This window comes from Deinococcus arcticus (assembly GCF_003028415.1).
GTDB classification, from domain to species: Bacteria; Deinococcota; Deinococci; order Deinococcales; family Deinococcaceae; genus Deinococcus; species Deinococcus arcticus.
Window position 1 is genome coordinate 20,246 of record NZ_PYSV01000010.1, and the last position, 14,400, is coordinate 34,645.

Annotated in this window: 13 protein-coding genes; 5 read left to right on the top strand and 8 right to left on the bottom strand. The window is 69.6% G+C overall.

Annotated elements, in window-relative coordinates:
• Window positions 1-146: 146 nt before the first annotated feature.
• The gene (locus tag C8263_RS11090; RefSeq protein WP_107138190.1) at window positions 147-1,121 is read right to left on the bottom strand and encodes a CdaR family protein; all 975 of its coding nucleotides are present in this window, start codon (window positions 1,119-1,121) and stop codon (window positions 147-149) included.
• Window positions 1,118-1,906 (bottom strand): diadenylate cyclase CdaA, encoded by a 789-nt coding sequence (cdaA, locus tag C8263_RS11095; protein ID WP_107138309.1) that lies wholly within the window; start codon window positions 1,904-1,906, stop codon window positions 1,118-1,120. Before cdaA ends, C8263_RS11090 begins: the two co-directional genes overlap by 4 nt.
• Before the next feature lie 323 nt (window positions 1,907-2,229).
• Here cdaA and C8263_RS11100 point away from each other — a divergent pair, with 323 nt between their 5' ends.
• Complete coding sequence (locus tag C8263_RS11100) at window positions 2,230-2,910, top strand: metal-dependent hydrolase (RefSeq protein ID WP_107138191.1); 681 nt, start codon at window positions 2,230-2,232, stop codon at window positions 2,908-2,910.
• An 81-nt stretch (window positions 2,911-2,991) separates the two neighbouring features.
• Here C8263_RS11100 and C8263_RS11105 read toward each other — a convergent pair whose 3' ends face one another.
• The 5 genes from C8263_RS11105 to pgeF form a co-directional block, all read right to left on the bottom strand.
• Window positions 2,992-3,912 carry an acyltransferase gene (locus C8263_RS11105; protein WP_199188384.1) on the bottom strand — a complete coding sequence of 307 codons (921 nt, stop codon included), beginning with the start codon at window positions 3,910-3,912 and terminating at the stop codon, window positions 2,992-2,994.
• A gap of 136 nt (window positions 3,913-4,048) precedes the next feature.
• On the bottom strand, window positions 4,049-5,293 hold the full coding sequence (locus C8263_RS11110) for a type IV pilus twitching motility protein PilT (protein ID WP_107138192.1): 1,245 nt from the start codon (window positions 5,291-5,293) through the stop codon (window positions 4,049-4,051).
• A gap of 47 nt (window positions 5,294-5,340) precedes the next feature.
• The gene (locus tag C8263_RS11115) at window positions 5,341-8,019 is read right to left on the bottom strand and encodes a type II/IV secretion system protein (RefSeq protein ID WP_107138193.1); all 2,679 of its coding nucleotides are present in this window, start codon (window positions 8,017-8,019) and stop codon (window positions 5,341-5,343) included.
• On the bottom strand, window positions 8,000-8,587 hold the full coding sequence (locus C8263_RS11120) for a YqeG family HAD IIIA-type phosphatase (RefSeq protein WP_107138194.1): 588 nt from the start codon (window positions 8,585-8,587) through the stop codon (window positions 8,000-8,002). The genes C8263_RS11115 and C8263_RS11120 overlap by 20 nt, the downstream gene beginning before the upstream one ends.
• Entirely contained in the window at window positions 8,584-9,342 is a 759-nt protein-coding gene (gene pgeF / locus C8263_RS11125; protein WP_107138195.1) for a peptidoglycan editing factor PgeF, read from the bottom strand. The genes C8263_RS11120 and pgeF overlap by 4 nt, the downstream gene beginning before the upstream one ends.
• 136 nt (window positions 9,343-9,478) lie before the next feature.
• Between pgeF and C8263_RS11130 the strand changes: the two genes are divergently transcribed.
• From C8263_RS11130 to C8263_RS11145, 4 genes are all read left to right on the top strand, one after another.
• On the top strand, window positions 9,479-10,270 hold the full coding sequence (locus C8263_RS11130) for an enoyl-ACP reductase FabI (protein ID WP_107138196.1): 792 nt from the start codon (window positions 9,479-9,481) through the stop codon (window positions 10,268-10,270).
• Between the two features lie 37 nt (window positions 10,271-10,307).
• Window positions 10,308-10,718 (top strand): cysteine hydrolase family protein, encoded by a 411-nt coding sequence (locus C8263_RS11135; RefSeq protein WP_107138311.1) that lies wholly within the window; start codon window positions 10,308-10,310, stop codon window positions 10,716-10,718.
• Window positions 10,715-11,740: a M42 family metallopeptidase gene (locus tag C8263_RS11140; protein ID WP_107138197.1), complete on the top strand. Its 1,026-nt coding sequence runs from the start codon at window positions 10,715-10,717 to the stop codon at window positions 11,738-11,740. The genes C8263_RS11135 and C8263_RS11140 overlap by 4 nt, the downstream gene beginning before the upstream one ends.
• 114 nt (window positions 11,741-11,854) lie before the next feature.
• Complete coding sequence (locus tag C8263_RS11145) at window positions 11,855-12,583, top strand: IclR family transcriptional regulator (protein ID WP_107138198.1); 729 nt, start codon at window positions 11,855-11,857, stop codon at window positions 12,581-12,583.
• Between the two features lie 74 nt (window positions 12,584-12,657).
• On the opposite strand, the gene C8263_RS11150 is transcribed toward C8263_RS11145, so the two are convergent.
• Window positions 12,658-14,352 (bottom strand): dynamin family protein, encoded by a 1,695-nt coding sequence (locus C8263_RS11150; protein ID WP_107138199.1) that lies wholly within the window; start codon window positions 14,350-14,352, stop codon window positions 12,658-12,660.
• Between the last annotated feature and the right edge of the window lie 48 nt (window positions 14,353-14,400).

Sequence of the window (14,400 nt, forward strand, 5' to 3'; positions counted from 1 at the left end):
CTTTCTGATGGGCCTCGTCAGACTGGGCCAGGGCGCGGGCCGGGCGATGGCGCCACCAGGCCTGCGCTGTGACCCGGTTTTTCGCGGGCATAGGGGCTTGATGCCGCCGCGCGCCGGCAAGGCACGAACGCGGTGGCGCCGCTCCTTCACGGGGCAGGGGGGGTGGGGGCGGGCCGCGTCGCGACCGTCAGGCGCACGCTCACCGTTTCCAGCGCCTGCGCCCCGGCAGGCACCGAGAGCCGCACAGGCACGGTGTAGGTGCCGGCGCGGTAGGTCACGGTGCCACCCACCTCGCGCAGGCGCGCGAGCAACTCCGGAGCGGCCACCACGCGCACCGTGCTGGGCTGCAGGCTGACCGCGACCACGCGCAGGGTCGGCGGCGGCTCGTTCAGCACCACCCGCACCGTCTTCACCGGCAGCTCGCCGGTGTCCAGGCGCCGCACGGTGACGGTGGAGGGCCGCACCGTCACCCCGGGCACCGGTCGCCCGCCGCTGTCCAGGGCAATCAGGGCCACCTCCTGCTGGCCGCCGGCCGCCAGCGCGGCGGGACTGGTGACCAGCCGCGCTACGGTGGTCAGCACGCGCCCGGCGCCAGTCACGCTGGCCTCGGTGGGCGAGACCACGTAGCGCGGCACGCTGGATTCGGGCGGCGAGGTCACGCTGAGGGTGACGGGCAGGGTGCGCTGCACCTGGGTGTCCACGAAGCCCTGCACCCGGGTGGGGGTCAGGCGCTGCACCGCCGTGCCGGTGGGCGGGGTGACCGTGACCGGCTGGGTAAAGCTGCCTTCGGGAATGCCGGTGACGTCCACCACGGCCTCCACACTGCCGCTGTCCAGTTCGCGCAGCCGCTCGGGGCGCCCGGAGAGAATCACGCGCACCGAGGCCGGGCTGAGGTTGCTGGTGGCGCGTTTTTCCTCGCCGCCCCCGGTGGTGTCGCGCACCGTGACCGGCACGTCGAAGCCCTGGGTCACGTTGGCGCGGCGGTCAGCGGTGGCCACGAACCACAGGGTCAGCGATACGCCCAGCGCCAGCAGCTTGGGCCCCAGGTTGTGGGTAAAGCGCGTCCAGGCGTAGCGCGGGCTCAGCCAGCGGCGCAGCCGGGCCAGACGCGGCGCGCTCACCGGGCCTCCGGGGCGGGGGCGGCGCCGTCCAGGTCCGGCAGGCGGTCGTACACCAGGGCGCGCAGCTGCTCGCGCAGTTCGGTGCCGTTCAGGTCCGGGCCCAGGCGCCCGCCCAGTGCCAGGCGCATGCTGCCGCGTTCCTCGCTGACCACCAGCACCACGGCGTCGGTGAGTTCCGACAGGCCAATGGCCGCGCGGTGGCGGGTGCCGTAGCGGCGGTAGGTGCCGTCACTGGACTGCAGCGGAAACAGGCAGCCGGCCGCAATGACGCGTGAACCCTGCACAATCACGCCGCCGTCGTGCAGCGGGGCGTTGCGGGCAAACAGGGCTTCCAGAAACGGCACGCTCACCAGGGCGTCGAGCGCGACGCCCGTGGCGGCGTACTCGCCCAGCGGGGTGCGGCGCTCAATGGCGATCAGGGCGCCCGTCTTGCGCTCCGAGAGGCGCTCCATGGCGCGCGCCAGGTCCTGCAGGGCGGCGCCGCCCGCCCCGGCGCCCGCGCCCCGGGGGCGGCCCACCCGTTCCAGGGCCGCGCGCAGTTCCGGCTGAAACAGCACGATCAGGGCGAAGATTCCCACGGTGCCCGCCCGCCCCAGCAGGTAGCCCAGGGTGGTGAGGTTCAGCAGCTGCGCCGCCACCCACACGCCGGCAAACACCAGAATGCCGCGCACCACGTTCACCGCCCGCGTGCCGGCCACCAGCAGATAACCCTGGTAGATCAGAAACGCAACCAGGGCGATGTCCAGGATGTCCCGGACACTGACCTGACCAAGCGGGGTGGGCAGCAACGGAGAGGGGCGCTCCTTTCAGGACAAGGGGGCGGAGAAGGCCGGGCGTTTGCGCGCCCACTATACGGCCTGAACGGACCCTGGGCCATGGGCGGGGGCCCGGGCGCCGCACATGGAGACTTGCTGAAGATAGAGGCCCAGGGCGCGGACGTGCTGAAATGAGACGGACTCGGATTGAATCGCTGGCCAAAGCGGCGCAACCCGAGCGAAGTGAGAAAGAGCTGGACGCCCCTCCGGGCGTGAAGACAGCAAGCCGGCCTCTGTTCGGGCTGGTTGGCGGAACAGACGGCAGTCCGTATGACCGTCACAGGAGGTCCCCCATGAACATCCGCTTTCTGGGCCACAGCGCTTTTGTGCTGCACACCCCCGACCACCGCCTGCTGCTTGATCCCTTTCTGAGCGGCAACCCACAGGCCAGCCTGGGTGTGGACGAGGCCCTGGCCCTCAAGCCCAGCGCGGTGCTGATCAGCCACGCGCACGGCGACCACTGGGGCGACGCCCTGGCCTTTGCCAAGGGAGGGGTGCCCCTGATTGCCACCGCCGAGATTGCCGGCTACGCCATGAAACACGGCGCCACAAACGCGGTGGCCCTGAACATTGGCGGCACCTACCGCGCCGAGTGGGGCAGCGTCTATCTGACCCCGGCGTGGCACAGCTCCTCGTTTCCGGACGGCACCTACGGCGGCATGCCCACCGGACTGGTGATTGAACTGGGCGGGCAGCGCGTATACTTTGCCGGCGACACCAGCCTCTTTTCCGATATGCGCCTGATTGGTGACCTCGGCCTGGACGCCGCGCTGCTGCCCATTGGGGACCACTTCACCATGGGCCCCGAGGAAGCGGCGCGCGCGCTGGAGCTGCTGCGCCCGAAGGTGGCCATTCCCATGCACTACGGCACCTTCCCGGTGCTGACTGGCGACCCGGCCGTATTTGCCCGTGAAGGCGCGGCCCGGGGTGTGGACGTGCGGCTGCTGAAGCCCGGCGAAACCACCGAGCTGTAAAGGCCGCCAGGAGCAAGGGGGCAGAGGCAGAAGGGGGCCCAGTCAAGGGAGCGGGGCAGGCCGGGTACGCGCCTGTCCCGCTTACCCCTCGCGCCCGACCGGCTGCCGCGCTTCCGGCTCGGCCCCGGCTTCCGGGCCCGCTTCGGGCACCCGGGTCTGGTTGGGCGTGGGCTGCGGGAATTCGGGGTTGGCCTTCCGGGCGGCCTCGCGGGGCCAGGTGCGGGCGTCCACCTGCACCTGGGTGGGGGGGCGCAGTTTGACGCGGGTGGTGCGCGCCGGGAGGCCCATGGCAATACCGTGCGGCGGAATATCACCGCGCAGCAGGGCGTGGGTGGCCAGCATGGCGTCGTCGCTGACCACGCTGCCCGCCAGCACGGTGGAATGGTAGGTGATGCGCGCGCCCCGGCCGATCACGGTTTTGCGCAGGGTCACGTCCGGGCCGTCCAGCACGCTGTGGGTGTGGCTGTAGATGTTCACGTAATCGCTGACCGAGGCCCCGTCGTGCAGCTCAATGCCGCCGATGTCGTCGAGCAGCACATGGCGGTGCACCACCACGTTGTCGCCCACTTCCATGTTGTAGCCCACGCTGAATTCCACGTTCTGCCAGCATTTGAAGTTGCGCCCCACCCGCTTGAAGATGTGGCCGGCCAGCACCCGCCGCACCGGAATGCCCAGCGCCGGGTTCTGGCCCAGCGGGGTCTGGTCCAGGCTCTTCCACAGCCACAGCAGCGGCTTGACCCGGGCGAACTGCTCGGCGTCGGTGGCCATGTAGTACTCGGCTTCAAAGGTGATGTTGCGCGGGTCCAGGTTCAGGGCGGCCAGCGGGGCGTCCGCCAGCAGCTGCGCGGCGGACCGGCCGTACATCACCTGCGCCAGAATGTCGCGCACCAGCTCGGCGCGGTTGGTGGCCGGGTCCAGAAGACGCGCGTCCAGGTCGCGCACAAATTCACCGAAAGTCGCCTGGGCGTCCGGTCCGATTTCCACTGGCTTAAGCCACGTCACCTGCACACTCTACTCCCTGCAGTGAAAAACAAAGTAGGGGAAGGGGCGTGGACGTGCAGACGAGTGGGGGGAGGCTGCAAGCATGGGGGCGCGGCTGTCCAGTACGGACGGCCGCGCCCCGGGGCTCTGGTGCGGCTTAGCGCCGGCCGTACCCGCCGCCGCCCATCTCCGGCGTGCTGGTGCTGCGGGCGTCACCCCGGCCCGCATCGCCGCGCCCGGGGCTCTGGGTGGGGGCCGTGACGCCGAAGCCCTGCACGGGCGCGCTGCCGTAGCCGGCGGGGGCGGCGGCGGCGCCCCCGGCCTGCCCAATCGTGGGGTCGTTGGCCAGGCGGGCAAATTCCTTGGCGTCCACGGCGCGCTCCACACCGATGTCAAAGGAGATCACGCGGCGGCGGTACAGGTTGGCCAGAAAGGCGTCCATGGTCACCATGCCCTCGCGCGCCCCGGTCTGCATGACGCTGGTGATCTGGAAGGTCTTGCCCTCGCGGATCAGGGCGCGCACGGCGGGGTTGGCAATCAGCAGTTCGTAGGCCAGGATGCGGCCCTGGCCGTCCAGGCGCGGCAGCAGCTGCTGGGTCATGACCGCCACGAGGTTGTTGGCCAGCTGCACGCGGATCTGCTCCTGCTGCTCCTCGGGAAACACGTCCACGATACGGTCAATGGATTCGGGCGCGCTGTTCGTGTGCAGGGTGCCCATCACCAGGTGGCCGGTTTCGGCGGCCGTCACGGCAGCCTTGATCGTCTCGTAGTCACGCATTTCGCCCACCAGAATCACGTCGGGGGCCTGGCGCAGTACCGCGCGCAGGGCGTCGTTGAAGCTCATGGTGTCGGCGCCCACCTCGCGCTGGTTGATGATGGACTGCTTGTGCGTGTGCATGAACTCGATGGGGTCCTCGATGGTCATGATGTGCAGCCGCTTGGTGGTGTTGATGTGGTCAATCATGGCCGCCAGCGTGGTGGATTTGCCCGAGCCCGTGGGCCCGGTCACCAGCACCAGTCCGCGCGGCGCGTTGGAAATGTCAATGACGTTCTGGGGCAGCCCCATTTCCTGGGCGCTCTTGATCTTGGTGGGAATCAGGCGCAGCACCCCGCCCACGTTGCCGCGCTGCATAAAGGCGTTCACGCGGAAGCGGGCCTTTTCACCCAGGGCAAACGAGAAGTCCAGTTCCCGGCGCTCTTCAAAGGTGCGCTGCTGCTTTTCGTTCATCATGGAATACATCAGCTTGCGGGTGTCGGTGGCGCCCAGTTCGGCAAAGCCCTGGGCGTCGTACACGCCCTGCAGCTTGAACTGCGGCGCCAGGCCGACCGTGATGATCACGTCGGACGCGCCCTTGTCGGCGGCGAAACGCAGGATATCGGTGATGTCGGCAGGCTGGGTCATGGGGAATACCTCGGGGCAGGGGAGAGGGCGGGGTGAGGCGCTGGGGGTTACTTGCTGGTGACGGCCAGCACTTCTTCCAGGGTCGTGATGCCGGACAGAGCCTTGTCAATGCCGTCCTGGCGCAGGGTTTTCATGCCGCTTTGCCGGATGGCGACTTCGGTAATTTCGGTGGCGTTCTTGCCCGCGCCGATGGCGACGCGCAGCGGCTCGTCAATCACCATCAGTTCGTGAATGCCCATGCGGCCCTTGTAGCCGGTGCCGCCGCAGCGGTTGCAGCCCGCGCCGCGCATCAGCTGGGCGCCCATCAGGTCGCGCTCGGTAATCCCCAGGCGGCGCAGCACATCGGGGTCGGCGTTGGTGGGGGCCTTGCAGTCGTTGCAGACCTTGCGCACGAGGCGCTGGGCCACCACCCCCACCACGGCCGCGCCGATGTTGAAGTGCTCCACGCCCATTTCTTCGAGGCGCACGATGGCGCCCGGGGCGTCGTTGGTGTGCAGCGTGGCCAGCACGAGGTGACCGGTCAGCGCGGCTTCCACGGCAATCTTGGCGGTTTCGGCGTCGCGGATTTCCCCCACGAAGATGATGTCCGGGTCCTGACGCAGGAAGGCGCGCAGCGCGCGGGCGAACGTCATGCCCGCCACCGGGTTCACCTGCGACTGAATGATGCCGGGAATTTCATATTCCACCGGGTCTTCAATGGTGGTGGTGTTCTTCTCGGGCACCGCGATGCGCTTGAGGGTGGAAAAGGAGGTAAAGGATTTTCCCGAACCCGTGGGGCCAGTCACCAGAAAGATGCCGTTGGGCTTGTGGATGGTGTCCAGGTAGCGCTGGTAGTTGTGTTCCGAAAAGCCCAGCTGCTCCACCTCGGGGATGTTGCTGGCCTTTTGCAGCAGGCGCATCACGGCCTTTTCCCCGTACACGGTGGGCAGGGTTGAAAGGCGCAGGTCCAGGTCAATGGAGCCCTTCTTGAAGCGGATGCGGCCGTCCTGCGGCACGCGGCGTTCACTGATGTCCAGGCTGCCCAGAATCTTGATGCGCGCCAGGATGCTCTGCGAACTGCCCTTGGGCAGCGCGTTCTGTTCGCGCAGCACGCCGTCCACCCGGTAGCGCACCCGCAGGGCCGTTTCGGTGGGCTCAATGTGAATGTCGCTGGCTTCCTGTAGCGCCGCCTCGCGGATGATGTTGTCCACCACGCGCACCACGGCGTTGTCGTCCAGGCCCGCCGAGATGTCCACGTCGTCCTGGCGCTTGGTTTCCTTCTCGCGCTTGTTGCTTTCCTGCACCAGGCGCTGGTTCAGGTCGGCCATGTCCTTGTTGCCGAAGTAGCGCTCAATCAGGCGGATGATGTCCTTTTCCGCCATCACGGCCGGCACGATCTCGCGGCCCGTGATCAGCTTCAGGTCGTCCAGCGCAAACACATTGCGCGGGTCCTTCATGGCAATCACCAGTGACTCGCCCTGCAGGCGGATGGGCACCACGCCGTAGCGCCGCGCGGTGGCTTCCGGGATCATCAGGGCCACCTTGGCGTCGGGTGGGTTCTGCACCGGGTCCAGGAACTCGTAGCCCAGCTGCGCGGCCAGCGAGCGCGCCAGCATCTCGGGGCTCAGCTTGCCGGACTGCACCAGGGTGTCTTCCAGGCGGCCGCCCCCGGCGTTCTGCTTTTGCAGGGCGTTGTCAATCTCGTCGGCGCCCGCAAAGCCCAGTTCCACGATCACTTCACCCAGCGCCTTGACGCGGCCCTCTCTGGCCTGCACCTGCAGGGCCTCGCGCAGCTGCGCGCGCGACAGGGTGCCCTGCTGCACCATCTGCTCGCCCAGGCGCCCGCGCTGCGGGTAAAAGCGCTCAATCAGCAGTTCCACGTCCGAGGGCTTGGCCAGAATCAGGTTCACGGGTCGGCCAATCAGGGCCTCAAGGTCGTCGCGCTTGCGCGGATCGCTGGTGACCACCGTCACGCCGGTGTCGGTTTCATCCACCGGCACGGCGGTCAGGCGCAGGGCGTCGGCGCGCAGCATGGCGCCCAGCACGTCCTCGCTGGGCTGGAAGTCGCGCGGGTTGCGCAGAAACACCGTGCCCACCTGCTCGGCCAGCACCTCGTACAGCTGGTCTTCGGTAATGGCCTTCTGGGCAATCAGGGTGGCGCCCAGCGGCTCGCCGGTCTGCTGCTGGGCGTCCAGGGCCATCTGCAGCTGGGCGTCGGTGATCAGGCCGCGCGCAATCAGGCGCTGGCCCATCATGCCGCCGCCGCTGTTGCCCTCGGCGTCGGCCGGCAGATCGGCCGAGAGGTTCAGTTCGGGGTAGTTGGTGGCAATGGCCCACATGATCTGGTCGCGCAGCGCCTGGTACGGCTCGATGTTCAGGCCGCTGTCGTCTTCCAGCGCCTCAATGGCGTAGCTCGACAGGGGGTCCACAATGGCCACGCGCAGGGTGCCGCCCTCCAGCGCGAAGGGAAAGGCCTGCACGGTCATGGCTGTCTGGGCGCGCACCGCCCCCAGGGCCCCTGCGTCGGGCGTGACCACCAGCAGGTTCACCAGCGGAATGCCCAGCGCCTCTTCAATGGCGCGGGCAATGCGCTTTTCACCCACCAGCCCCGAATCGATCAGGATGTCAGCCAGGCGCCCGCCCACCTCGGCGTGGCGCACCAGGGCTTTTTGCAGGTCCGCGTCATTGACATACCCCTGTTCCAGCAGGATGGCCCCGAGGCGCCGGTCACCGATTGAAAGTGCCATAGTTCATCTCTCCTTCTGAGGGTGCTGTGCCCTGTGGTGCAGCGGCGGGCTCCGCAGCGGCGCCGGGCCGCCAGTCGTGGCCGTAGCGTTTGAGCACCGCGCGTTCCAGCTTGCGGGCCACGCGGGTATGGGGCAGGGCGTTGGTGGCCAGCGGCTGCACCAGAATGGTGTGCATGCCGCTGAGGTTGCCGCCCAGAATGTCGGTGAACACCTGATCGCCCACCATGCCCACCTGGTGCGGCAACAGCGCCATGGCGCTCACGGCGCGGCGAAAGGCGCGGGGGTTGGGTTTGCCCGCCAGTCCCACGCCCTGAAAGCCCAGGTGTTCCAGCCAGAAGGCCGCGCGGCTGCCCGTGGCGTTGCTCAGCAGGTACAGCCGGATGCCCGCCAGTTTCAGGTCGCGTGCCCAGCGCATGACCCCGGCGGCGCCGCCGTGTTCGTAGCTGCCGTAGGGCACCAGGGTGTTGTCCAGGTCCAGCAGCAGTCCGCGCAGTCCGCGCGCGGCCAGAAATTCAGGCGTGATCTGGGTCACGTGGTCAATGACGTCGTGGGGCCGCAGCAGGCTCATGCGCCCACCCCCGGCGCGGCGCGGCCAATCACGGCCCACATGCGGCCCGTGCGCCCGGCGTCGCGCCGGTAGGAATAGAAGTCGGCTTCGGTGGAGCAGCGGCCACTGACCCAGATGTGGGCGGCCCGAACGCCCGCCGCCTGCAGCGCGGCCCGGTTGGCCCAGGCGAGGTCCAGGTGGGGCTGCCCGCCCCGGCGCTGCACGGCGCCCCCCAGCCCCGCCGCTTCAAAGTCGGCGGCCACCCCCTCGCTCACCGGGTAGGCAGCGGCGCCGATCCCCGGGCCCACAGCGGCGCGAATCCGCTCGGGTCGGGCGCCCAGGGCAGTCATGGCGGCCACGGTGCGCCCGGCAATGCCGCCCAGTGTGCCCTTCCAGCCTGCGTGCGCGGCGCCCAGCACCCCGGTGTCCGGGTCTTCCAGCAGCAGGGGGTAGCAGTCGGCGGTGCCGATGGCCAGCAGCACCCCTGGCTGAGTGGTCACCAGCGCGTCGCCGGTCCACACGCCGCCGCCCTGAACCTGCACCACCTCGGTGCCGTGCACCTGGGTCAGGCGGGCCACCTGCGCGGGGGCAAAGCCCAGGGCCGCGCACAGGCGCTCCCGGTTCTCGGCCACGTCGGCGGGGTCGTCCTCGCGGTCATCCAGGTTCAGGCCCGCGTAGGCGCCGCGCGACACGCCCCCGACACGCGTACTGAAGGCGTGCGGCGCAGTGAGGTGCGGCGCGTGAAGGAGCATCAGGTCTTCAGTATCCCCGTTCATCTCTCACCAGATTCTGACGGGGGGGGTGGGGGGGGTGGGTGAAGGCGAAGGCCGGTGGGCGGCGGGGTCAGGCCCAGCGCCGGCCTTTTGCACCCGCTTCAGCGCGCGGCCCCCGGGGGCTGCTACAGTCCCCCGCATGACGGTCCAGATAGATCTTTCCGACAAAACGGCCCTGGTGATGGGCGTGGCCAACGCGCGCAGCCTGGGCTGGGCCATTGCGGAGCAGCTGCTCGCGGCGGGCTGCCGCGTGGGCTTTTCCTATCAGGGCGAGCGCCTGAAAGGTGAACTGGACAAGCTGCTGGCCGGGCGCGGGGGCGTGTGGAGCCAGCAGGCCGACGCCACGGTAGAAGAAGATCTGGCCGCCCTGTTTGCCCGCGTGAAGGCAGAATTTGGGCATCTGGACTATCTCGTGCATTCCATCGCCTTTGCGCCGCGCACGGCCATGGACGGCCGCTTCGTGGACACCACCCCCGAGGACTGGAACACGGCCCTGACGGTCAGCGCCTACACGCTGGTTTCCACCGCCCGCCACGCCGAGGAGCTGCTGCGCCCGGGGGCCAGCGTCGTCAGCCTGACCTACCACGCCTCGCAGCAGGTGGTGCCCAAGTACAACGTGATGGGTGTGGCCAAGGCCGCCCTGGAAGCCGCCACCCGCTACCTCGCCGCCGAACTGGGCGGCGCGGGTGTGCGCGTGAATACCATCAGCGCCGGGCCCATGCGCACCATCGCCGCGCGTTCCATTCCCGGCTTTGGCACCATGTATGAAAAGGCCGCCGCCAGCGCGCCGCTGGGCCGCAACGCCACCCCCGAGGAGGTGGGCAAGCTGGCCCTGTTCCTGCTCTCGGATCTGGGCAGTGGCGTAACCGGGCAGACCGTGTACGTGGACGCCGGCGCCAGCATCATGAGCATGAAACTGGAGCAGACCTGACGGGGGGCGCCTCCCGGGCCCCGCTATGCTTCGGGGCATGCCGCTGACCCCACATGCCCTGCTGCTGCTGCATGCCCAGCGCTGTCACCTGGACGGCCGGGCCGATGAACGCCCCCTGGTCCGGCGCTGGGCCAGCCAGATTGAGGCCGCGCGCGCGCAGGGCTGGCTGGTGGCGGTGGTGCAGTGGGACGCCCCGCCGGGGGCTGACTGGGCGACGCTGTCCAAGCCCTGGACCCTACACCCCGATTTCCGGGTGGAACACGGTGACCTGCTGGTGCGCGCCGGGCTGCCCGACGCCTTTGCGGATTCGGAGCTGGGCGCGGCCCTGCATACCCGCGCGGTCCACACCCTTCACCCCCTGGGCCTGCCCGACACCCCTGAATGGACCGCCACCCTGGCCGGCGCCCAGGCCCAGGGCTTTGCGGTGGCCCCCCTGGAGACCCCATGAACCTGGAACCCACACTGGACCTGCTGGTGCGGCTGCTCGCCACCCCCAGCCCCACCGGCTTCACCGAACAGGCCGTGGCCCTGCTGGACACCGAACTGCGCGCCCTGGGCGTGGCCCCGGCCCGCACCCGCAAGGGCGCCCTGACCTGGGAGGTGCCGGGCACAGGGAAGGGGCACGTCACCTTCAGCGGGCATGTGGATACGCTGGGGGCCATGGTCAAGGCCATCAAGCCGTCGGGGCGCCTGCGCCTGTGGGCCCTGGGCGGCTACGACTGGGCCACCGTGGAGGGTGAGGACGTGCGCGTGCACACCCAGGCCGGCCGCGAGCTGACAGGCACCGTGGTCAACGTGCGCCAGAGCACCCACGTGCACGGGCCAGCTCTGCGCGAGCTAAAGCGGGAAGCGGCGGTTATGGAGGTGCGCCTGGACGAACGGGTGGTCAGCGACCACGACACGCAGGCCCTGGGTGTGGCAGTGGGCGACTTCGTGAGCTTCGACGCCCGGCCGCGCGTGACCCCGGCCGGGTACATCAAGGCCCGGCACCTGGACAACAAAGCGGCGGTGGCGGTGTTCGTGGCCGTGACCCGCGAACTGCTGGCCCGCCCGGCGCCCGTCACGGCGGCCTTTCATGTCACCACCTATGAGGAGGTGGGCCACGGCGCCGCCACCGGCATTCCGCCCCACACCGACGAGCTGATCGCCGTGGACATGGCGGCGGTGGGTGAGGGCCAGACCAGCAGCGAGCATCACGTGACCCTGTGCGTGGCCGATGGCGGCGGCCCCTACGACCACGCGCTGGGCGGGCGGCTGCGCGCCGCCGCCACGCGCGCTGGCCTGGACCTGCGGGTGGACATCTACCCCTACTACGCCTCCGACGGCACGGCGGCGTGGCGCGCGGGCGGCGACTACCCGGTGGCCCTGATTGGCCCCGGGGTAGACGCCAGCCACGCCTACGAACGCACCCACGTGGACGCCCTGCGCGCCACCGCCGAACTGATGCTCGCCCACCTGCGGGGGGCGTAGGGCCCACGGGCGGGGTGCACAGGGGGGCGGCTTGACCAGGCCGACGCTCAGCGGAAGGCCGCCCCACAGCCCACAGCGGTATACATTCCTGCCTCGTCCCTGTAAGCTGGACGAGTGCTGTCGTTACAGAAAGCGGCGAACATCCTGGGCGCCTTCAGTGCCGAACAACCGGAATGGGGCGTGCGGGCGCTGGCCGCGCACCTGAGCGTGCCCCGCGCCACGGCCCACGCCTATCTGGCCGGCCTGACAGAAGCCGGGTTCCTGCGCCGCACGCCCGCCGGCAAGTACCGCCTGTCCTGGCACCTGGCCGAGATGGGCGCGCAGCTCACGGCCGCGCTGCCCTGGTTTCCCGAGGCGCGCGCCCTGATTACCCGGCTGGCGCTGGAAGTGCGCTCGGTGGCCTTTCTGTGCATTCTGGAAGGCGAGGAAATCGTGGCCGCCATCCGCGAACGCCACCCCGACGCCGACATTGACCTGCCGCTGGACGTCTACCTGCCCGCCACGGCCACGGCCAGCGGCAAGATTCTCTATGCCCACGCGGACCTGACACCGCGCACCTTCTCGGCCTGCACCCCCAGTTCCATCACCTCGCTGGACGAGTGGCGCACCGAGGTGGCCAAGGTGCGCCGTCTGGGGTACGCCTATTCCATTGAGGAATGGGTGCCGGGCCAGTGCACCCTGGGGGTGCCATACCACGCCCTGTCCCACCCCGGCGACCCCCACGGCGAGAGCGTGGTGGCCGCCATTGGCGTGCAGATGAGCGCCCAGCGCTACCTGCGCGAGGAACGCCACATCCGCGAGCGCGTGCTGAGCATCGTCCGGGAAGCCGAAGCGCTGCCGTAAGCGGATTCCTGCTGGGCGGCTTCTGCGCCTCGCCCAGCCTGGAAGGGCAACGGTCTGGGCTTCTGGTGCCGGGCTTAGCCCAGGGCCTTAACCTCGGTTTGCAGCGTCTCCAGCTCGGCCCGCAGTTCGGCTGAGCGGGTCTGGGCCGCCTGCAGCCGCGTCTGCTCCTGGGCAGTAAAGCGGGTGTAGGGACTGACCGCGTCGCGCAGTCGGGTATCGGCCCGCTCCTGCTCGCGCTCGTATTCCCGCCGCACAATGCGCTCCAGGGCCTCGCGCAGTTCGGCCACCCGGGCGCGCAGCTGCCGGTGCGCCTGCAGGCGCTTGTTGGGCAGCACGAACAGGCCCAGGCTGCCCAGGGTCAGGCCCGCCAGAATGCCGCCCGTGAAGTCCAGGGCGGTGGCGCCGATCAGCGCGCCCACCCCCGCGCCAATGCCCACGCCGCCGGCCAGGCCGCCAATCACGCCCTTCATGGCGTCCTCGGCGTCGCGCGACAGTTCGCGGGCCAGCTGCTGCTCGGTGGTGGTTTCCAGGTGGTCGCGCGCGCTGCCGGCAATGCCCTCCAGCAGCGCGCCCCGGTCGTAGGAAAAGCGGGTGCGGGCCACCTCGGCGCTGGGCTGGCGGCGGATTAAGAAGGCCTGCACGTCCTCCCAGAAGTGCAGATTCGCCTCCACGAAGCGGTCAATCATGGTGCCAAACTGCCGGTCAATGGCCTCGGGCAGCTCGGCCACCGCCTCGCGCCGGAAGTCCTCTTCCAGTTCGCGGCTGTTCAGCAGCCCGCGCAGATTGGAAAAGCGCAGGCGCTCATCAATGAAGCGGTCGGCCCGCACCTCGAATTCGCTGAGCAGGCGCGAGACGCGGTTGAGCTGCCCGTCCAGCTCGCCCAGCATGCCCTCACGGTGGGTGACCTGCTGGGTTTCGAGGTCACGCAGCACCGCCAGATCCTCGCTCAGGGTGCGCCGGGCGGCGTCGGCGCGGGCTTCCTCGCCAGACAGCAGCGCGGCGGCGGTGCCCAGGGGACTTTGCAGCTTCAGGCGGGTGCGCTCGGTGTCGGACAGGCGGGCGCGCAGCACCTCGCGCAGGGCGTGAAAGCCCACGTCACCGCCGCGCTGCTCTGCACGCGCGCTTACCAGCAGCACGGGTGGGGTCAGACCCAGCACCCCGCGCGCGCCGGTTTCCACGAATTCACGCACCTGCGCTTTTTGCTCGGGGGTTTCCAGCAGGTCGGCCTTGTTCACCACCATGATCACCTGCCGGCCCCAGCGGGCGGCGAGGCTCAGGAACTGCCGCTCGGATTCGGTAAAGGGCCGGTCGGCACTCGTGAGAAACAGCAGCAGATCGGCGCGGGGCAAGAAGCCCTCGGTCAGCGTCTGGTGCTGGCGGATGATCGCGTTGGTGCCCGGTGTATCCACCAGCGCCACCCCCTCCAGGCTGGGCAGCGGGTGCGTCAGGCGGCTCACGAAGGGGTCGGCGGTGGGTTCCACCTCCCCAGGGGTGTCGCCGTGCACCAGCACGTAAATGCGGTCGGTGGTGGGCGTCACGCCCTCGGGCAGCACCGCCGCGCCCAGCAGGGCGTTCACAAAAGAACTCTTGCCCGCGTTGAATTCGCCCACCACCACCAGCAGGAAAGTCTCGTCCAGGGCCCGCAGGGCCTGTCGGGCGTGCGCCACCACATCCTCGGGGGCGCCCTGGCTTTCCACGAACGCCTGAAGGTCACCCAGCAGCTGCCGTTCGCGCGCCAGCAGGGTCTGCACAGAACCGGACACCAGCATGCTGCCCAGCCTACTGCCGGGGCCAGCGCCGGGCCTTGAGGAAGCGTT